We start from the raw sequence: 21116 nt of genomic DNA on the forward strand, positions 1-21116 counted from the left end.
AAAAACGGCTATTCCAAAAGAACAGCTGTTTTTTTATTCTTAATATTTTGAATATTTTGAGGTTTTTCTTTATCTTAAAGGATTATAAATGAAATTATGAAATTTAGAAGTATTTTATGCTGTGCGCTATATCTCAGTATATCTTCATGGGTGCTGGGACAGGAAAGTGCACTCAGAATGAACTCGAAACGTAATGATGATAAATCTGTGGATTTGAGTTTTGAGAAAGATGATCCAGGAACGATGACGGTCAATTTAAAATTTAAATCGCTCGGTAATTCAAGTGTTCCAACGAACATCTATAGAGCAGAGGGGTACTCGGGGACGTTACTGACTTTAAGACCTATGAATAAAGATAATGGAATTGACTTTTCGTATAGTTACCGTTATATCAGAGGGCGTTTGATGCCTAAGATAGATCCAACATTTGTATATGGACTGCCTTTTAAGGCTGGGACGGAGCTGCATGCAGGTGAGGCAGGTTTTTTGAATGCAAGATATTTCGGTAATACAACACCCGATGATTGGAAAGTTTATCATTTTTATACCACCGATCAGCAGGAGGTTGTCGCTTCGCGCAAAGGAATTGTGGTAGAAATAAACGACCGACATGACGATGCAGTGCTAGAGGATAAGGAATATAGTTCGAGTACGAACAGTATCATGATAGAGCATAAAGATGGTTCATTGTTAAAATACGACGGGTTGAGCAATGGAAGTGTTCAGGTGGAGTTAGGGGCGACTGTATTTCCTGGGCAGGTAATTGGAAAGAACGTAAAGCGCGGTAAATACGGGTATTTCGTAAGTTTTATGTTGATGTATCTGAAGTCTGCGGATCTGGATGCAAATGAAGGAAAGAATATTACAAATTCGACTAGTTTCTATGGTTTTATCACACCGCTATTTGATGTGGGGACGGAAGCTGTTGTCTTGACGAAAGATGCGAAATATACAGCATCACTCAGTCCGAATCTTATCACCAAAGAAATGAGTAAGAAGGAGATAAAGAAGTATAACGGGAAATAATAATAAAAATAAAGAAGGAGCTTTTAAAGCTCCTTCTTTGTTTTTATTGATAACCTAAAAGTTTCATGACTTGTTTGGAGTTTTGCTCCTCACCGAATACTTCGTAGTTGAATGTCTCGTCTCTATTACGGCGGATGATCACATGCTTAGGTGATGGCAGTAAACAGTGGTGTATACCTCCATAACCGCTCAATACATCCTGATAAGCTCCTGTGTGGAAGAATCCTAGATACTGTACCTTGCGTGTCTTAGGCATGAATACGGAGTTCATATGTGCCTCTTGGTTGTAATAATCCTGTCCATCGCAAGTGATACCGCCCAGGTTGACGCGTTCGTACTCCGAATCCCAGTTGTTGATCGGTAATAGGATGTACTTTTGGTTCAGCGCCCACACATCCGGAAGGTTGGTGATGAATGAACCATCGATCATAAACCATTTTTCACGGTCATTCTGTAGCTTACGGCCCAATACTTTGTAAAGTATACCTGAAGCTTCAGCAACAGTATATTTTCCGAATTCGGTAATAATATCCGGTTCCATTACTTCGTGGTGTGCACAGATCTGTTTGATACGGTTCACGATCTCATTGACCATGTATTCGTAGTCGAAGTCATGTACCAACGAGTCTTTGAATGGCATACCGCCACCGATATCTAATGTGTCTAGATCTGGGTTTACTTTTTTGAACTTACAGTATAGCGTTACGTACTTCTCTAGTTCGTTCCAGTAGTACGGGGTATCCGAAATACCTGAGTTGATAAAGAAATGCAATAACTTAACCTTAAAGTTAGGGTTATCAGCGATCTTGTTGTTGTAGAAATCAATGACGTCTTCAATACGTATACCTAGACGGGAAGTATAAAACTGTGAGTCTGGCTGTTCCTCAGAAGCAATACGTATCCCTAGGGCACAAGGCTGATCTAGTTCTATCTCATCGTCATAGAGATTGAACTCTTCCTTGTTGTCCAATACCGGGATAATGTTGGTATAGCCATCATGGATCATGTCGATGATATATTGCTTGTATTGATAGGTCTTAAAACCATTACAGATTACGGTAATGTCTTTGGTGACCGTACCGGCACGTTCTAAAGAGTCGATCATAGGCATATCGAAAGCCGATGATGTCTCCAAGTGGATGTCATTTTTTAAAGCTTCCTCTACGATATGTTTAAAGTGGGAAGACTTGGTACAATAACAGTACTTGTACGACCCTCTATAATCGTGTTTAAGGATAGCGGTTTGAAAAAGAATCTTCGCCTGTTGAATTTTTTTGCTGATAATAGGTAAATAAGTAAAACGTAACGGCGTGCCATACGTCTCTATCATTTCCATCAAATTCAAATCGTGGAAGTACAATTCGTCGTCGATTATTTCGAATCCGTCTTGCGGAAAACCAACACTTAAGTCAAGAAATTCCTGATAGCTCTGCATTTTTTATTATTTTTGGCAAAGATATGCTTTCGGAATGAATACCTAAACACTTCTGGTGTTATTTTTATGGCTCATTATCAGAAGGATACAAATATTACACAATATTTACATGGCTAACTCTATACAACTTACGCTCGTCCAAGAGACTGTAGCGGCGGTAAAGTCACTTTATGACGCCGATATTCCAGAATCTCAGATCACTTTGCAGGAAACACGCAAAGAGTTTGAGGGACAAATAACGATTGTCACATTTCCAGTTACACGACTTTCGAAGAAGTCGCCGGAGCAGACAGGAATGGAAATCGGTGCCTACCTGCAGCAGCATATCGATGTCATATCGGGATATAATGTCATTAAAGGATTTCTGAATATTAGCTTGTCTGACGCCTACTGGATAGCGACGCTCAACGAGACGATATTGGAGGAAGGGTTTGGTCAGTTTGCGAAGAATGGAAAGAAACTGATGGTGGAGTACTCGTCACCAAATACGAATAAGCCATTGCATCTAGGCCATATCCGTAACAACCTGTTAGGCTACTCGGTCGCAGAAATATTGAAGGCTTATGGCTATGAGGTGGTAAAGGCGAATCTGGTAAATGATAGAGGGATCCACATCTGTAAGTCTATGCTGGCATGGCAACTGTTTGGCAATGGCGAGACGCCAGAGTCTACAGCGATGAAGGGTGACCATCTGGTGGGTAAATATTATGTGGTATTTGATAAAGCCTATAAACAAGAGATAGAAGCCTTAAAGGTAGAAGGACAGTCGGAAGATGAAGCGAAGAAGAATGCTCCATTGATGAAAGCGGCCCAGACTATGTTGCAACAGTGGGAAGCAGGAGACGAGGAGGTCATCTCGCTTTGGAAAACGATGAACGGTTGGGTGTATGATGGCTTTGCAACGACCTACAAACAGTTGGGCGTTGATTTTGATAAATACTATTACGAATCGGACACTTACCTGTTGGGTAAGGATATTATCCAAGAAGGTCTGGAAAAAGGAGTGTTCTTCAAGAAGGAAGATAATTCGGTCTGGATAGATCTGACGGACGAAGGTCTGGATCAGAAATTGGTGCTCCGCGGTGATGGTACTTCGGTATACATGACGCAGGACCTGGGTACAGCACAGCTCAAATATGATGAGTTCCACATGGATGAATCGATGTATGTGGTGGGGAATGAGCAGGACTACCACTTTAAGGTGCTGTTCACAATCCTGAAAAAACTAGGTAAGACTTGGGCTGATGGTTTGTTCCATCTTTCATATGGGATGGTAGATTTGCCATCGGGTAAGATGAAGTCCCGAGAAGGTACGGTTGTGGATGCGGATGAACTGATGGCCGAAATGGTGGATACAGCTAAAGAGCGTACGGAAGAACTGGGCAAGACGGAGAGTTTTGATGAAGAAGAGAAAGCGTCGCTCTATAATAGTATCGGAATGGGTGCGCTGAAGTATTTCTTGCTTAAAGTGGATCCTAAGAAGAGACTGTTGTTTGATCCAAAGGAGTCTGTGGATTTTCAGGGACATACGGGGCCGTTTATTCAATATACGTATGCGCGGATCAAATCGGTGCTACGTAAAGCAGACTTTGATAGCGCTACTCCTAAGATTGTACCGGCATCATTCTCTCCATACGAACGGGATATGATCCAGGCATTGGCCAACTATCCGACGATAATCGAGATGGCAGCAAAAGAGTTCAGCCCTGCGCAACTGGCAAACTATGCCTACGAATTGGCTAAACTGTACAATAAATTCTATCACGAAGAGAGTATCCTTAAAGCAGAACAGGAAGATGTGAAGACATTCCGTCTCCATTTATCAGTTGCATCGGCCCGTATTATTGCCGAAAGTATGCGCATGCTGGGAATTGAAGTTCCGGAGAGGATGTAGTTTAGAAAGTTATCGAGTTAACAAGTGATGAAGTTAACAAGTTATCGAGTTAACATGATAACTGGATAACATGATCACTGAATAAGAAGATAATCCCGATTGGATCGGGACAGGCAGGATAACTGGATAACATGATAACTGGATAACAACATTAAAGAGTTAGAGAAATGAAAAAGTTTAAAGTTGGGTTAATAGGATTTTCGATAGGAGGACATGTGTTTCATGCACCTTTTATCGCGAGTAATCCAAATCTGGAATTATACAAAGTAACTGCTCGAAAAGAAGAGCAACAGAAAATGTTAGCTGAACGTTATCCGGATGCAATAGGGGTATTGTCTGCGGAAGATATTATCCAGGATCCTGAGGTGGATATGGTGGTGGTAGCGACTTCCAATGACGTGCACTATAGTCTTACCAAAGCTGCTCTAGAAGCGGGCAAACATGTAGTGGTCGAGAAACCATTTACCAACACGACAGCTGAGGCGGATGAATTGATCGCCTTAGCGAAAGAGAAGGGTTTACTGTTGTCGGTACATCATAACGCTCGTTTTCATTCGGATTTCAAAACGGTGCAAAAGGTGTTGGCGTCGGGTAGATTGGGACGAGTGGTACACTATGAAGCTCGTTTTGACCGTTTCCGTAATTTCCTACGGGAAGGAGCTTGGCGTGAAGCTGCGCTTCCTGGTTCGGGCATACATTATGATCTCGGTGCACACCTGATCGACCAATCTCTACAGCTTTTTGGATTTCCTGATGCGGTGTTTGCAGATCTACGGGCGCAGCGTGATGGTGCGAGCGCAGTAGATGATTTTGAAATTATATTGTCTTACCCAAGTCTCAAAGTCTCGCTCAAGGGACAAATGTTAGCAAAAGAGCCTACACCAAGGTTTGCTATCTACGGGATGAACGGCTGTTTTGTAAAGCGCGGAGTAGATCCTCAGGAAAACCTGCTACGTGCCGGTGCACGCCCGGAGGCGGATCCGAGTTGGGGAGTAGAGCCTGCTGATATACAGGGTAAACTCTCGCTACTGGAAAACGGTCAGGATGTAGAGGAATATGTACTCAGCGAAATCGGAACAGGACAGGATTTCTATAAAAATATCGTAGCAACATTATTAGGCGACGAGGAGCTTCTTGTCAAGCCGGAGCAAGCACGTGATGTAATCCGTATCTTGGAACTGGCCGAGCAGTCTTGGGCAGAACAAAGAACAATGAAGACCGAAGGGGAGTTGATATCATAGGGTGAATAGGTTATCGAGTTATCGAGTGAACAAGTTATCGAGTTATGAAGTTAACAAGATAACATGATAACAAGTTAACAGGATAACAAACTCCAAACAAATAAAAAAATTGAACAACTACGACGCTATTATAATAGGTGGAGGGGCCTGTGGACTGATGTGTGCGGTACAGGCAGGCTTACTGGGCAAGAAGACTTTGATCCTGGAACGTAATGATAAACCGGGAGCTAAAATTCTGATTTCGGGAGGAGGACGCTGCAACTACACGAATTTATATACGTCTACAGATAATTTTGTATCGGAAAATCCGAAATTCCTGAATGCGGTATTTGCGCAATGGACGGTAGAAGATACGGTGTCTTTTTTTGAAAACTTTGGTAAGATCAAAGGGCAGGAAAAAACACTGGGGCAGCTTTTCCCAATTTCAAATAAGGCAAAGGATATTGTAGCGACATTTACTCAATTGATGTACGATACAGGGCAGGATATCTGGTTGAATACGTTGGTGAAGGAATTGAAGCAGGAGGCTGTAGGGTATACGCTGACGATCGAAAGAAACGGTAGAATCGAACATATCACGACTCCAAAAGTGGTATTCGCATCGGGAGGGCTTCCTGTGGTAAAGTTGGGGGCTTCCGACTTTGCGCTACGTACCGCCCGCGGATTGGGATTGGAAGTGATCCCTACAGCGCCGGGACTGGTACCGCTTACTATAACGGGTAAAGAGGCGGATTGGTACGCTTCGCTTTCCGGCAATTCGGTATATGCGAGGGTATACAATGATAAAATCTCTTTTGAGGAAAATATTCTATTTACACATTGGGGGCTGAGTGGCCCCGCAATCTTACAGATCTCCTCTTACTGGCGCGCCGGAGAATCTTTTACCATCGATCTATTGCCCAAGTTTAAACTTCGTGAGCTGATTGCTACAGAGCGGAATGCAGGCGGAAAACGTACAGTGGGACAATTATTACAGGGGTACTTTACAAAGAAGATGGTGGAGGCATTGGCCCGCTTCTTGCCGATAGAGGTGAAAATAGCCTCGCTGAGCAAGGCGGATGCCAATCTGGTAGTCGATACTATCCATCAGTTTAAAGTCAAGCCTGCGGGCGATAAAGGCTACGATAAAGCGGAAGTGATGCGGGGTGGAGTATCTACAGCAGAGCTGAACCCAAAGACGCTGGAAGCTAAAAAATATCCGGGGCTGTACTTTGGCGGGGAAGCTGTCGATATCACAGGATGGCTCGGAGGGTATAACTTCCAATGGGCATGGGCCGCTGGCTATGCGATAGCGCAGGATATATAATTTGTTGCTTGAGCCGCTGGGCTCTTCATTTTTTCCTTGATGAAAAAACGAAGCAAAAAAATCAAGACTTGGACATTGTTACGCTAAAAGTATTTCAAATTCCTAAATTGATTTGAGACGTTCCGCTTTGCTTCACTTTGTAAATCAATTTTTTACGGAATTTAAATCACTTTCTTAACGCTACAAAGTCCTAAGTCGAATGAAAGTAGCTGTACATTAAATATTGCATATACTGTTCATATACGACAATTGTCGCCTGAGAAGCTTTTGGAAATTGTAGAAGGAGGCATAGTCTATGTCCAAAAGGTTCAAGCGACACGCTTTTGTATACTTTTGGCAAGACAAAAGTATAGGCATGTCACGGCCTGAGTGACAATAACAATTAGCTATATTAATAAAAGAGCGCTAGAATCAATATCTAGCGCTCCTTTAATTTAAGCGTTTCTCCTCTTATAAATACGATCTACAATTACGGCTATAGCCCCATCTCCGGTTACATTACAGGCTGTTCCGAAGCTATCCATCGCAATATATAAGGAAATCATTAATGCTTGGTTCTGTAGGTCAAAGCCCAACATAGAGGCGATAACCCCAATCGCAGCCATAATGGCTCCGCCAGGTACGCCCGGAGCAGCGATCATGGTAACTCCCAGCATACATATAAAACCGGACATCTGTAGGGTGTCAATAGGCATTCCCTGCATCAACATGAGTGCTACAACGCAGGCTACAATCTTGAGCATGCTCCCGGCAAGATGTATGGTGGCACACAAAGGAACGGTGAAGTTGGCGATATCTTCGCTGACGCCCGCTTTTTTGGCCTGTGCCAATGTCACGGGGATAGTTGCCGCAGAAGATTGCGTACCCAAAGCTGTAAAATAGGCAGGCATCATGGTGACTAATAAACGAAAAGGATTCTTTTTTCCAATAAAACCGGCTATCGCAAACTGTATTACCAAAAGAAGTATATGCATAGCGAAGATAACGCCGATAATCTTGATGAAGACATCCAATATCATTCCTACCTTGCCGGAATAGGTCATATCTAGGAAGATGCCAAAGATAAATACTGGTAGAATAGGGATAATAAGTTTTTCGATCAGGAAAGAGATTATTTTTTCGAAATCAATGGCTACTTTCTCCAGCGTGGAATTTTCCAAACGGGCCAATCCAATACCAATAAGAAAGGCAAATACCAGTGCACTCATGACATCAAAGATGGGTGGGAAGCTGAGCGTAAAGTATGGCGCCAATGCTTTGCTGGATTCTTCAATCGTGGCTGTGGCCTGCCCCTCGATAAGGGAGGGAAATAGCGCCATACTGCCAAAGTAGGAAGAAAAACCTGCAAATAGGGTAGAACCGTAGGCTATTCCGACGGTGATGAGCAATAGGCTACCTGCGGTCTTACCGAGTTTGGCAATCGCAGGAATAATCAGGCCTACGATAATCAGTGGTATCAAAAACTTGAGCAGCTGATCAAATAAGGAATTGAAGGTCGCAAAAATACGACCTATAGATTCCGGAATAATATAGCCTATACCAATACCGAGTGCAATTCCTACGATGACTCGGAAGAGAAGGTTGTTGGTGATTTGTTTCATCCTTATCGTTTGTTATTTCAATAAACCGGCGCGTTTTAATAGGGGCTCGACCTGAGGTTCCTGCCCTCTAAAACGAAGGTATAGCGCCATCGGATGTTCGGTGCCTCCTTTGGAAAGTACGGATTCCTTGAATTTTGTAGCGATCTCTCTGTTGAAGATGCCGTTTTCCTGGAAGTAGGCGAATGCATCGGCGTCCAGTACTTCGGCCCACTTGTAGCTGTAGTATCCTGACGAATAACCGCCATTGAAGATATGCGAAAAGCTCGGACTCATGGCGTTCTCTGCGACATCAGGATAGAGCTTGGTAGAAGCAAATTGTCGGTTTTCAAAATCTTTGACCGAATGTATGCTGCGAGGATCTGTCCCATGCCAGCCCATATCCAGCAGACCAAAGCTGATCTGTCTTAAGGTAGCCATTCCTTCTAGGAAGGATGCAGATTCTTTGATCTTCTCGACGAGTTCCATAGGGATATTTTCGCCCGTCTGGTAATGTTTGGCAAAGAGAGCGAGAGCCTCCTCTTCGTAGCACCAGTTTTCCATAATCTGACTCGGTAGCTCGACAAAATCCCAGTATACCGACGTGCCCGAAAGCCCCGGGTAGGTGGTGTCTGCCAGCATGCCGTGTAGGGCATGGCCAAATTCATGGAATAAGGTGGTGACCTCCTGAAACGTCAATAGGGAAGGTTTGGAGGCTGTAGGAGGTGTGAAATTACATACGATAGAAACGTGAGGCCGTTCTTCCACTCCTTGGTAACGGTACTGTGGCTTGAAGGAAGTCATCCAGGCGCCGTTGCGCTTGCCCTTACGAGGGAAGAAGTCAGTATAAAAGATTGCAACTAATTCGCCGGCATCATTGCTCACCTCAAAAGTCTGTACCTCGGAGTGGTATTTGTCGATGTTGTGGACTTCTTTGAAGTGCAAGCCATAAAGTAGTCTAGCTGTCTCATAGGCTCCAGCCAGTACTTTTTCGAGCTGAAAGTAAGGTTTTAGTTTCTCATCATCGAGATTGAAGCGTTCTTGTTTTAGTTTCTCTGTGTAGTATGCGCCATCCCACTTCTCGAGCTGGGTGATCCCATCCAACTTTTTTGCAAACTCGGAAAGCTCGTGGAACTCCCGTTCGGCAGCAGGTTTGGCCTTCTCTAATAGGTCATCCAAAAATGCTTTTACTTTTTCGGGCGACTGTGCCATGCGTTCGGCCAATACAAAGTGGGCGTGGGTATCATAACCTAATAATTGTGCTCTTTGGAAACGAAGCTGTGCAATTTTCAGAACATGCTGTTCATTGTTATAGGCATTGTCCTGAAACGCCTTGCGGCCAGCGGCCAGGGCCAGCTCACGGCGTAGCTCTCTGTTGTCTGCATAGGTCACGAATGGAATATAGCTCGGGTAATCCAGGGTGAATAACCAGCCTTTTTTATCCTGACTTTCGGCCAGTGCGGCAGCGGCTTCTACGAGGCCATCAGGTAGTCCTGCTAGGTCAGCCTCATCTTCTATCAACAATTGATAAGCATTGGTCTCGGCCAGTACGTTCTCGCCAAATTTTAGTTTTAACACCGCAAGTTCGGTGTCGATTTTACGAAGTTCTTCTTTGGCTTCGCTCTGTAGCAGCGCTCCATTGCGGGCAAAATCCTTGTAAGATTTTTCTAATAGTGTCCGCTGTTCGGTACTGAGGTCAAGGTCTGCACGCTGCTCATATACTTGCTGTATGCGTTTGAATAAGTCAAAATTGAGGGTGATGTCATTGCTCAGCTCGGAAAGCTTTGGAGCCACCTCCTGTGCGATTTTCTCGAGTTCGTCGTTGGTCTCGGCCGAATGGAGATTGAAGAAAATACTAGAAAGACGGTCTAAGGTCATTCCAGAGAAAGCCATGGCTTCTACAGTATTTTCAAAAGTCGGTGGAGCAGGATTATTGACGATAGCGTCTACTTCGTCCTTTGTTTTTTGGATAGCTTCTTCGAAAGCCGGAATATAATCTTCGTTCTTTATCTGCGAAAATGGCGCTGTATTGTGTAGCGTATTGAATGTGTTCGTTAGTATTGCCATGGGTGTAAAGTTAACAAATATTTGTGCGGATTGTAGCCGCACAAATATCTGTTAGAACTATTACATCTCGCGCTCGACGTCTTTGTCTCCTCTACCGGATACATTGACGATGGCCAATTCGTTTTTACCTTTGAGTAACTTGATGGCTAAAGCTACAGCGTGGGCACTTTCGATAGCAGTGGTGATGCCCTCTAGACGGGACAATAATTTGTATGCTTCGATTGCTTCCTGATCGGTAACCGGGTAGTATTGTGCACGGTTGGTGTCTTTTAGATAGGCGTGTTGCGGTGATATCCCTGGGTAGTCCAAACCTGCAGCAATAGATTTGGAAGCTATAGGCTCGCCATTGTCATCGACAAGACAGTAAGAACGTGTGCCTTGAAATACGGTCGGTTTGCCAAATGATAAGGTCGCCGCCGTGTTTGGATAGGTACCATCGCCACCACCTTCGGCACCATGGATAGATACTTCTTTGTCTTCTAAGAAGCCGGAGAACAATCCTATCGCGTTGGAACCACCGCCTACAGAAGCAAAAATGCTATCCGGTAAGCGTCTTTCGAATGCAAGGATCTGCTGACGGGCTTCCTGACCGATTACGGACTGGAAGTAGCCGACCATCTTAGGGTAAGGATGTGGTCCTACATGCGACCCCAATAGGTAGAAGGATGTTGGATTTTCGATATAGTAACCCAAAGCAGCATCGACAGCGTCTTTAAGGGTTTTACTACCGAGTTCTGTCGCGATTACTTCTGCACCCAGTAGACGCATACGTCTTACGTTGAGGGCTTGGCGCTCGACATCGATAGCGCCCATAAATACCTTACAAGGGATGCCTAACAATGCGGATGCTGTAGCGGCAGCAACACCATGCTGACCTGCCCCGGTTTCGGCAATAATCTCTTTGGCACCCATTCTCTTGGCAAGCAAGATCTGACCGATACAATTGTTGATCTTGTGCGATCCGGTATGGTTGAGGTCTTCGCGTTTTAAGTATATTTTAGAGCCTACATACTCACTTAGATTTTTAGCGTGAAATAGAGCGGAAGGTCTTCCAACGTAGTTTTTCAGCAGTTGAATGAATTCTTCGTTGAACTCTTCTTTTTGTGTTTCGTTGTCAAAAAAATCAGCGAGCTGTTGTAATTGTTTCTCTAATACGGGTGGAATATACGCTCCCCCATACTCGCCATAGCTGCCTTGGTGAGCAAGCATGGAAGGATTCGGTTTGACTTCTATCATTGTAGTTTAATGTTATAATTATTGAGCGTTAAACTTAGATAAATTCTCGATAATAAACAAGGTGAAAGTCAGATAATAAGGGAAGGAAAATGTGCTGTATCCGTTGTAAACGATTATTTGCGGAGTAAAGGGCTTCTAAAAGACAGCTTCCTCGGTGAGCGTAGGTACAGCCTGATAGAAACCCTTCTATAGTTAGTGGTTTGGTACAAAAATATAATGGTGACCTGTTAGTTCAATTGAAGGGATGCAGGTCCGAATTCTTCAAAATGTATGGTTTCGACAGGTACTCCATTGGCAATCAGGAATTCGTAATGCTTGCTGATGAATGGAGCTGGCCCACAAATATAGTAATCGGTCTCCGGTTTTAATATTTCATTTTTTAATATTTCGAGTTCGACACGTCCTTGGTAGTGGTTTTTTGCCGGAGATTGTTCGTTCTCGTAAAAGATGTGTTGATCCAGCTGTTTGTAGCTTGTACAGATCTCTGCAATTTTGTCCTTGAAAGCATGTACCTGCTCACTACGGCATCCATGGATCCAGGTTACGGGCGGAACGCCTTGTGTATCTGGTTTGGCGACGATATCTTCCAGCATGGATAGTAGGGGAGTTTGTCCTACACCACCACTGATGAAGACCTTGCGTGATGGGGTCTGTTTGTTTAGTACGAAGGAACCCGCCGGAGCAGTCAGTTCGACGATATCTCCCGCGTAGATATGGTCATGAAGACGATTGCTGATCATACCATCGGGGTGCTTGCTGCCTGCCTCCCGTTTTACAGAAATCCGATAGTATTTTCCATTGGGAGAGCAGGAGATACTGTATTGGCGTGGCTGTAGGAGATTGAGCTCAGGAAGGAACAAACGAAGACTGATATACTGTCCGGGTAGGTAGTCGGCTACGTCACCACCATCGGAAGGATACAGGTAGAAAGAGGTAATCTCGTTGGATTCTTTGACCCGTTCGCATACGACAAATGGCCGCCATCCTGTCCATCCGCCCTTTTTTGCGGTCTGCTGGCTATAGATCTTTTGTTCGTGGCCACTCATAATGGCGGCGAGCTGTTGGTAAGCTAGCGTCCATGCCTCGAGCAATTCCGGACTAGCAGCATCTCCTAGTACCTCGGAAATCGAAGCAATCAGATGCTGTCCGACGATAGCATAATGCTCTGGACGGATATCGAGACTCGTATGCTTATGACCGATATGGTCTACAGCAGGCATCAGTACGGCAGGATTCTCAATGTGTTCGGCATAAGCAAGTACCGCCATAGCAAGAGCTGTCTGCTGTTTACTGTTCTGCTGATTGCCCATGTTGAAGACATGTTTTAGCTCGGGGTTATGCACGAACATGCGTTTGTAAAAATGGCTGGTCAGTAGTACACCGTGTTCCTTTAGTATGGGTACCGTGCTTTTTACGAGTTGTATTTGATCTGTTGTCATGATATATTAAATTATTAAAAGATATTTTTGTCTTCTATTTTGGTACGCGATATCCAAAAGTTATTTCTCGCTGATTTAATAGTGGATATTTTTATCCTTTATTAGGGTTTAAAAAAAGCTATTTGTTGAGCGTAAGGGCTCCTGTCAAAAGCTCGCTGTTAAACTCTCCGATACTGGTCTTATAAAGCATGTGGGTGAGCTGGTTTCTGACTTTCTTAAATTCATTATGGAGAGGGCAGGGATTGCTTTCTGAGCAGTAACTGAGTCCCATGCCACAACCCGTGAATATTTCGTCTCCTTCTAGGCAGGTGATGATATCTGCTAAGGGACGCTTCAATCCATTGGGCTCAATGTAAAAACCGCCATTGGGACCTTTGATGGAGGATATAATTCCTCCTTTACTGAGTTTTTGCAGTATTTTAGCCAAAAAATGTTCAGGAGAGTTGATGTTTTCGGCAATCTCTTTAATTCCGGGACGGCTCCCATCAGCGGAGTGGCTGGCAATATAAAAAACCGCCCGCATCGCATATTCACATGTTTTGGAAAAAAGCCCCATCGATTACTGTCCTTCTACCGCTTGTTGTACCCGCTCTATCTGGTCGCCTTTGTAAAGGGAAAGACGTACGATACTGTCCGCTGTAGCTCGAAGGTCGTGTACGATATTGCCCTCAAGACTGATGAGCGAGCCTTTAGGTAAAGGATAGCGTTCTGCACCGACACCAAAATCGATAAAACCTTCGACAACCTCTACGATAATAGGGTAGGGAGCCTTGTGGGCTTTCATTTCCTGTCCTTCGCGAAAGGTGATACGGATTTCCTTGCTGTAAGCATTATTGATCAGAACCTGGGCAGAAGGATGATTTTCTGCATAGCTGATATTTTCTAGAAGAGATATTATTTCCATGTTACTGTTATTGATCTCTGTGATAATTGACGAATCAAATATAGGTATTCTTCGAATAAAAGACAAAAATATCTTTTATTCAAAAACGATCCCGCAAAGATAATCGAAAACCGAGTCGTGATGTGTGCCCAAAAATCCGTATACTAGTATGTATAGAAAAAGATATGAATATGGAAAATATAGGATTTATAGGTCTGGGCAATATGGGATATCCTATGGCCAAGAATTTGGAAAAAGCGGGGTTCCCACTTACGGTATATAACAGGACAGCGGAGAAGGCTGCGGGTTTTGCCTCGCAATCGGTGGTGGCGCCTGATATGGAGAGCCTGGTGGCATCTAATACTATTATATTTACCATGTTGACCAATGATGTAGCGGTATCTGCGGTATATGAGATCATTACAAAGCAGGATATCAAAGGAAAGCTTTTTGTGGATATGAGTACTATTTCCCAAAGGCTGAGCCAGGAGCTGGCTGCAAGGATACGGGAGCAGGGAGCTTCGTTTGTGGATGCACCTGTCGCGGGCAGTACAATGCCAGCTACGGAGGGCACGCTGATCATTATGGCTGGCGGTGACAGTTCTGACATCGCACGCGCCATGCCTTATTTTGAAAAAATGGGCAAGCTGACCAAGCATGTCGGAACAAACGGACAGGGAATAGCCGCAAAGTTGGCTATCAATTACTTCTTGTCAACGCTATATCAAGGGTTGGCCGAAACGGTTCTTTTCTCTGGTAGCCTGGGGGTATCCCGGGCGGATATGTTGGAAATCATCAATGAAAGTGCAAGTGGCAGTGGTGCTACAAAGGTGAAGACACCGCTACTATTGAAAGATGATTACAGCCCGGCATTTGCACTGGACCTGATGCTGAAGGATGTATTGTTGGCACAAGAGGCAGGGGCAGATTATCCGCTGACCAAACCATTGATCGATACGTATAGTGCCGCTCAACGAGAGGGATTGGGAGGAAAGGATGTAATGGCGGTGATTGATTATTTAAAAAAATAGAAGTAATGTACGCAAGAAATTTTATGGGTTGCGCTTTATTGATATTATCACTAGGGGCATGCAACTCGGGAACGAAGGAAAGTCAGGAGAGTAATGCGACTGTTGAAACGCTGGATACGAGCTATTCGATCGTAAGTGAGGGGTTTAAGGTGAAGTATAATCCTGGGGATACGCTGTCTTTGACAGTGAAGGGGCCGGAAGGGACAAAAATCGATTCTGTTCTGTATGCTATCGATGGTGATGTGATAGGGCGGGTAGATGGCAATGAGGAGTTAAACTACGATTTTGGCAAAAGCAAATTTGGTATTAAAGTCGTGAAAGCAACAATTTATGTAAATACGGGTACGGAAGAGGCAAATGTGCGAGTCGATTATCTACCTACTACGGAACCAAAACTGCGTAATTATGAACTGGTAAATACCTATCCCCACGATATCGAAGCTTACACGCAGGGGCTTGAGTTTTATGGAGACAAACTTTTGGAAGGTACTGGTAATGGGGAAGGGCGAAGTGGCAAAAAAGGAAAATCCAGTATTCGAATTGTAGATCCGAAAACCGGAAAGGTAGAGCGCATGATAACTTTAGATGATAATATCTTTGGGGAGGGCACCACAATTTTGAATAAAGAGCTTTATCAATTGACCTATAAGAATAATGAAGCGTATGTCTATGATATATCAAGCCTGGAGAAAAAGAAAACACTCCCTTATTTTAAGCCCATGGAGGGGTGGGGGCTTACCAATAACGGGAAAGACCTGTTCATGAGCGATGGTTCTGAAAAGATATACCTGTTGAATGCAGGTGATTTTAAGCCCAAAGATATCATACAGGTGGTCACCAGTGAAGGGCCTGTGCCGACCATCAACGAGCTGGAATGGGTAAAAGATAAAATCTTTGCTAATTTTTATCAGGAGGACTTGATCGGTATTATTGATCCGGTTACAGGTGTGGTAGAAGGGTTGATAGATTTATCAAAATTAAAGACGATGGTTACACAGCATGTTGATTTGGACGTGCTGAACGGTATAGCTTATAATGAGCGAACAAATACCTTTTTTGTAACCGGAAAAAATTGGGATAAAATGTTTGAGATTAAAATAGATTAGTTATGGCAAAGATCTTTACGGCGCAACAGATGGCTTGGGTGGATGGGGAGACGGCTAAACAGCAGTGTATTTCCAGTTTTCAGCTGATGGAGCGTGCGGCAGGCGCACTCTTGTCGGCATTGGAAAGCAGGTATGTTTTGTCGAAGGAGCGTTTTGTGGTTGTTTGCGGAAAAGGGAACAATGGCGGAGATGGGCTGGTGCTGGCGCAATATCTGCGGCAGCGACAGGCAAAGGTGAGCGTGTATCTCCTGGACGCTCTATCCTATTCGCAAGATAATAAAGATGGCCAAAAGCGAAATCCTGTTTCATTGATACAAAAGTTTGCGCCTGAAGATCGTCTGGACATACCAGACGATGCCATAATTCTGGACTGTCTATTTGGTTATGGAATGCAGCGTGGACTGGATAATTCCTGGCGACATATTGTCGAACAAATAAATACCTCGGGCTGTAAGGTCATCGCGGTAGATATGCCGTCTGGACTGTTGTCCGACAGTCCTACACCGATAGGTTGCCCGGTGGTGTATGCGCATGAAGTATTGACTTTTCAGAGTCCAAAGCTGGCGCTGTTGATGCCGGATAACCAATCTTTTTTTGAGGGATTTGAAGTGTTGGATATAGGTCTGACCGAAGAGGCAATGGCTCGCGTGACATCGGATAGTATCTATGTGACGAAGGAGGATGTACAGCCATTCTATAAAAGACGTAAGAAATTTGGGCATAAAGGGGTGTTCGGGCATGTGCTGCTGATGGGGGGGAGTTATGGCAAGATCGGGGCTGTACAGCTGGCTTCGAAGGCAGCCTTACGCTCGGGCTGTGGTTTATTGTCCTTGTATGTGCCACGCTGTGGGTACAATATACTGCAGACGGCTGTGCCGGAGGCCATGTTGATTACGGATGAGCAGGAGAACCTGATTTCTTCTTTTCCCGATATTGCTCCTTACCAAGCTATGGGACTGGGGGTAGGTATGGGGACAGGGGAAAAGACAAAAGTGGCTTTTCGTGAATTTCTGTCTGCCGCCCCGTCGATTCCATTGGTACTGGATGCTGATGCGTTGAATGTATTGGCACAAGAACCTGACCTGTTGGCATTGATTCCCCCAAGGAGTATTCTGACACCGCACCCTAAGGAGCTGCAACGTATCATCGGCGCATGGGATAATGACTGGGAGAAGATCGAAAAAACGAAGCAATTGGCTACCCGATATCAGCTATGCATCTTGATCAAGGGGGCTAATACGGCAATTGTGCTGGCGGATGAACGGGTTTACTTTAATAGCACAGGGAATGTCGGAATGGCGACGGGAGGAAGTGGCGATGCATTGACGGGCGTCTTGACAGCTTTGCTTGGGCAGGGGTATTCGACGGAGGAAGCTGCGGTCATGGGGGTGTACCTACATGGAAGAGCCGCTGATATAGCAGTAGTAGGGATAGGTACCTATAGTCTTTTACCCACAGATACGATTCAATTTCTACCACAGGCATTTTTGGAATTGGAAAAAACAACCTAGATTATTCCATAAATTCTTTTGGATAGATGACCTGACCGCTGTGTCCCCTCAGTGCATCTTCCTGTAGCTCGATGATCATACAATTCTCTTCGGGGACATCAAATGGGAAGCGGATACCATAGTCTTTTGCCATTTTGTAGCCCAGTCTGGGGTAATAATCCTCATGTCCCAATACCACTACAGAACCGAATCCCAGGTCCCGGGCTCTATCGTGGGCATACTGTATCAGACGGCTACCAATTCCTCTTTGCTGATAGGAGGGGCTCACAGCGACGGGGGCCAATGCCAAGGAGGTGACCTCTCCGGATAAAGGGCTCGCAATATGAATTCGGGTTAAAAGAATATAACCGATAATCTGGTGATCCTGTTTGGCAACTAAGGAAAGCTCCGGGATAAATGCAGCTGAACGATGGAGTCTATCCACCAGCAGATGCTCCTTGTGGTCACTGTGTACTTCTTCTTTAAAGGCATCCTGTAGCAGAACCGATATCGCCTGATGGTCGTTTTTATTTGCCTGTCTGATATGCATAGTACGAAGGTAAAAGATAATCTTTGGAGATGGTCAAAAAAGTACTGTGTTTGTAATAATCAAAATTAATTGCACATAATTCTCCGAATGTAAAGCATTTTTTTTAAGTTTGGTATATCGTAATCTCAACCTAATCAAAACGATAAACCATTCATGAAGTATTATTGCTCTCTTTTTTGCTGTCTTTTCTATTCTTTGTTTGGCTATGGTCAGAATGAGCGAAAAGAGGTAGTCTCTTTTGAAGACGCTTACAAACGAACTTATAATATCACGAAGCTGTCTGGCGAACGTCCGCGTATCGATGGCAAGCTGGATGAAAGTATCTGGCAGGAGAAAGGGGAGTGGTCGGAGAAGTTTTCGCAGGTTATTCCTTTCGAAAGAGCTTATACTGCTTCTTGGACTAGGGTGAAGTTGTTTTACGATGATGTGAACATCTATATAGGGCTATACTGTAAGGACGCACATCCAGAAACGATGAACGCTTTTATCGGTAACAGAGATGACAATAGTAACGGTGATCTGGTTAGTATTGCCTTTGATACCTATCACGATTACCGTGTCGCATCGGAATTTAATATTAATCTCGGTGGCAATAAAACAGACCTAACGGTCACGGATAAGCTGTCTGTAAATCTGAGCTGGAATGCCGTATGGGAAGGGCAGACACATATCAATAAGACGGACTCCTGCTGGACTGCGGAGTTGCGTATTCCATTCAGCCAACTGCGCTATAACCAGGATAACGGGGACGGTAAATGGGGGCTGCACGTGCGTCGCATCATCCGCCGCAACAATGAAGTGCAGAATTGGAGTTTGATACCGATAAAAAATAATGGGCATGTCTTTTCGTTTGGAGAGATGCATGGGATGACAGATCTACCAAAGCCCAAAGGTATTGAGTTCTTGCCCTATGCGATGGCCAAATTCACAAAGGAGCCTAAAATACCGAATAGCCCTTTTCAAAAGGGGAGTCGATGGGGCCGTAATGTCGGAATGGACGCCAAGTTTGCACTGAATGATTTTACAATGGACCTGACGGTGAATCCGGACTATGGACAGGTCGAGTTGGACCCTTCGGTAATGAACCTTTCTGCTTATGAAATCTTCTATGACGAAAAGCGTCCTTTTTTCCTGGAGGGGAAACATATCTTGGAGTTTGATAATAACGAGGGGGGGATGATGTTTTACTCGAGACGTGTCGGTGCCATGCCTTCGTATCAGCCCAAGGGAATCGATAATGTCGATAACTATGCGAGTACAGCGAGCCCCATACCGATTCTAGGGGCGTTAAAGTTGACGGGAACGACTAAAAGTGGGGTGACTGTAGGGCTATTGGAAAGTATCACGGCACAGACCTCTTCGCGGGTGATGCGTAGTGGTATCGAAGATCGGGAGATTACAGAACCATTGACAAACTATACGGTGGCACGTGTGCAGAAAAATTGGGCAGGAAATACGCTACTGGGGGGAATGCTGACGTCGGTGAATAGAAATCTTCGAGCGGATCATCTGAAAGATGCCTTGATTGAAAATGCTTTTGCGGCAGGTGTTGATTTTACACAATACTTTGCTAACCGGCTTTATTATATCGATGCAAAGGGAATGTTCAGTACGTTGCATGGTTCTGCATCGGCTGTTTTGAATACAAAGCAGAATGCGGCTCATTATTATCAACGGGAGTCAGGAAGCTCTTACCTGGACCTGCGTCCGGAACAAACTGCCCTGCAGGGAAGTAGTGGTTATGTGAAAGCAGGTAAAAAAGGAAATGCTCAATGGAATTTTTCCCAGACTTTTAGCTGGGCTTCGCCGGGCTTTGATCTGAATGATGTGGGCTATATGAAGCAGGCGGATTACAAATCGAATGAATCGGAGGTGGTATTCCGTAAGACGGACCCCTGGGGGCCTTTTCGGTTTGCGGGAATCAACCTGACCCAAAAAAATATATGGAATTACGGAGGGAAGGCGGTCAATAATGACTTTGCTGTTCGGTGGCGCAGTCTGAGTATCAAGCGCCGTATCGAGATGGATATCAAAGAGATTTTTAACTGGAATACAGTTGATAGCCGGCGATTGCGCGGTGGGCCAGATATGCGCTATAATGCCAACTTTGAAACCAATGCAATGATCAGTACGGACCGGGCAAAACCAGTGATGTTCAAAATGGAATATAACGGCCGTCATTACCTGGATGAAAAGACTGCCTATAATGCAATCCATCCGAGCATGGTAATTCGCATGGGTAACCATCTGCGTGTGGCAGGACAGTTTAACTATGCCTGGAATAAGGATGATCTGCAGTATGTGGGGACAGTGAAGCCTACGGGAGCAACAGCTAGCCCGAATGCCTATATATTGGGTCATATGGACCAAAAGACGTATGGAGTGACCTTGAACCTACAGGTGAATGTGACACCGGATATCTCGATCCAATACTATGGATCGCCATTTACTTCGACCGCGGTCTACGATAGGTTTAAGCTAGCGAAAAATATGGATGCTAAAGCGTATAGCGATCGGTTTACGGCATTTGCGGAGGAGAAGGTGCAGGCTACGGATGGTAGTTATACCGCCCAGGAGGGGAATGCCAGTTATTCTTTCAAAAACCCAAATTTTAGCTTTAATGAATTCCGCTCCAATTTAGTAGCACGGTGGGAGTACTTGCCTGGTTCTACAATCTATGTAGTATGGGAGCATAATCAGTCGCGCAATGATATGGTGTACCAACCGGGCTGGGGTAATAATCTGGACCGTATGTTCGGACTGCCAGCGAGCAATACCTTTATGATGAAGGTCAACTACTGGTTTGCGCTGTAATAGATAGTAGAGAAGGGGATT

The 21116-nt window shown here is 44.6% G+C and carries 16 protein-coding genes; 8 read left to right on the forward strand and 8 right to left on the reverse strand.

Annotation, left to right across the window (positions count from 1 at the left end; translation table 11 throughout):
* Positions 1 to 96: 96 nt before the first annotated feature.
* Complete coding sequence (locus JKG64_RS11475; RefSeq protein ID WP_210354454.1) at positions 97 to 1026, forward strand: M23 family metallopeptidase; 930 nt, start codon at positions 97 to 99, stop codon at positions 1024 to 1026.
* A gap of 43 nt (positions 1027 to 1069) precedes the next feature.
* On the opposite strand, the gene JKG64_RS11480 is transcribed toward JKG64_RS11475, so the two are convergent.
* A complete protein-coding gene (locus JKG64_RS11480) occupies positions 1070 to 2461 on the reverse strand; it encodes an arginine decarboxylase (protein ID WP_021070919.1) in 1392 nt (463 codons plus the stop codon).
* Between the two features lie 109 nt (positions 2462 to 2570).
* Here JKG64_RS11480 and argS point away from each other — a divergent pair, with 109 nt between their 5' ends.
* From argS to JKG64_RS11495, 3 genes are all read left to right on the forward strand, one after another.
* Positions 2571 to 4355, forward strand: coding sequence for an arginine--tRNA ligase (argS, locus tag JKG64_RS11485; protein ID WP_210354455.1), 1785 nt, complete (start codon positions 2571 to 2573; stop codon positions 4353 to 4355).
* A gap of 167 nt (positions 4356 to 4522) precedes the next feature.
* A complete protein-coding gene (locus JKG64_RS11490; protein ID WP_210354456.1) occupies positions 4523 to 5596 on the forward strand; it encodes a Gfo/Idh/MocA family oxidoreductase in 1074 nt (357 codons plus the stop codon).
* Positions 5597 to 5705: 109 nt separating this feature from the next.
* The gene (locus JKG64_RS11495; RefSeq protein ID WP_262897767.1) at positions 5706 to 6902 is read left to right on the forward strand and encodes a BaiN/RdsA family NAD(P)/FAD-dependent oxidoreductase; all 1197 of its coding nucleotides are present in this window, start codon (positions 5706 to 5708) and stop codon (positions 6900 to 6902) included.
* 434 nt (positions 6903 to 7336) lie between these two features.
* On the opposite strand, the gene JKG64_RS11500 is transcribed toward JKG64_RS11495, so the two are convergent.
* The 6 genes from JKG64_RS11500 to JKG64_RS11525 form a co-directional block, all read right to left on the reverse strand.
* Positions 7337 to 8503, reverse strand: coding sequence for a dicarboxylate/amino acid:cation symporter (locus JKG64_RS11500; RefSeq protein WP_210354457.1), 1167 nt, complete (start codon positions 8501 to 8503; stop codon positions 7337 to 7339).
* Between the two features lie 12 nt (positions 8504 to 8515).
* Positions 8516 to 10546: a M3 family metallopeptidase gene (locus tag JKG64_RS11505; RefSeq protein WP_210354458.1), complete on the reverse strand. Its 2031-nt coding sequence runs from the start codon at positions 10544 to 10546 to the stop codon at positions 8516 to 8518.
* Positions 10547 to 10606: 60 nt separating this feature from the next.
* Positions 10607 to 11782, reverse strand: a complete 1176-nt coding sequence (trpB, locus tag JKG64_RS11510) for a tryptophan synthase subunit beta (RefSeq protein ID WP_246512572.1) — start codon at positions 11780 to 11782, stop codon at positions 10607 to 10609.
* Positions 11783 to 12009: 227 nt separating this feature from the next.
* The gene (hmpA, locus tag JKG64_RS11515) at positions 12010 to 13221 is read right to left on the reverse strand and encodes an NO-inducible flavohemoprotein (RefSeq protein WP_210354459.1); all 1212 of its coding nucleotides are present in this window, start codon (positions 13219 to 13221) and stop codon (positions 12010 to 12012) included.
* 118 nt (positions 13222 to 13339) lie between these two features.
* Positions 13340 to 13777, reverse strand: a complete 438-nt coding sequence (locus JKG64_RS11520) for an RrF2 family transcriptional regulator (RefSeq protein WP_210354460.1) — start codon at positions 13775 to 13777, stop codon at positions 13340 to 13342.
* A gap of 3 nt (positions 13778 to 13780) precedes the next feature.
* Positions 13781 to 14125 (reverse strand): cupin domain-containing protein, encoded by a 345-nt coding sequence (locus tag JKG64_RS11525; protein WP_210354461.1) that lies wholly within the window; start codon positions 14123 to 14125, stop codon positions 13781 to 13783.
* 170 nt (positions 14126 to 14295) lie between these two features.
* Here JKG64_RS11525 and JKG64_RS11530 point away from each other — a divergent pair, with 170 nt between their 5' ends.
* From JKG64_RS11530 to JKG64_RS11540, 3 genes are read left to right on the forward strand one after another with little or no spacing between them, the layout of a single operon-like run.
* Positions 14296 to 15135 (forward strand): NAD(P)-dependent oxidoreductase, encoded by an 840-nt coding sequence (locus JKG64_RS11530; RefSeq protein WP_210354462.1) that lies wholly within the window; start codon positions 14296 to 14298, stop codon positions 15133 to 15135.
* A gap of 5 nt (positions 15136 to 15140) precedes the next feature.
* Complete coding sequence (locus JKG64_RS11535; RefSeq protein WP_210354463.1) at positions 15141 to 16241, forward strand: glutaminyl-peptide cyclotransferase; 1101 nt, start codon at positions 15141 to 15143, stop codon at positions 16239 to 16241.
* Between the two features lie 2 nt (positions 16242 to 16243).
* Positions 16244 to 17752: an NAD(P)H-hydrate dehydratase gene (locus tag JKG64_RS11540; RefSeq protein ID WP_210354464.1), complete on the forward strand. Its 1509-nt coding sequence runs from the start codon at positions 16244 to 16246 to the stop codon at positions 17750 to 17752.
* A 1-nt stretch (position 17753) separates the two neighbouring features.
* Here JKG64_RS11540 and JKG64_RS11545 read toward each other — a convergent pair whose 3' ends face one another.
* A complete protein-coding gene (locus JKG64_RS11545) occupies positions 17754 to 18281 on the reverse strand; it encodes a GNAT family N-acetyltransferase (RefSeq protein WP_210354465.1) in 528 nt (175 codons plus the stop codon).
* Between the two features lie 153 nt (positions 18282 to 18434).
* Here JKG64_RS11545 and JKG64_RS11550 point away from each other — a divergent pair, with 153 nt between their 5' ends.
* A complete protein-coding gene (locus JKG64_RS11550) occupies positions 18435 to 21095 on the forward strand; it encodes a DUF5916 domain-containing protein (protein ID WP_210354466.1) in 2661 nt (886 codons plus the stop codon).
* The last annotated feature ends 21 nt before the right edge of the window (positions 21096 to 21116 follow it).

Origin of the sequence: Sphingobacterium tabacisoli (assembly GCF_017908035.1) — a bacterium.
In the GTDB taxonomy this organism is placed as follows: Bacteria; Bacteroidota; Bacteroidia; order Sphingobacteriales; family Sphingobacteriaceae; genus Sphingobacterium; species Sphingobacterium tabacisoli.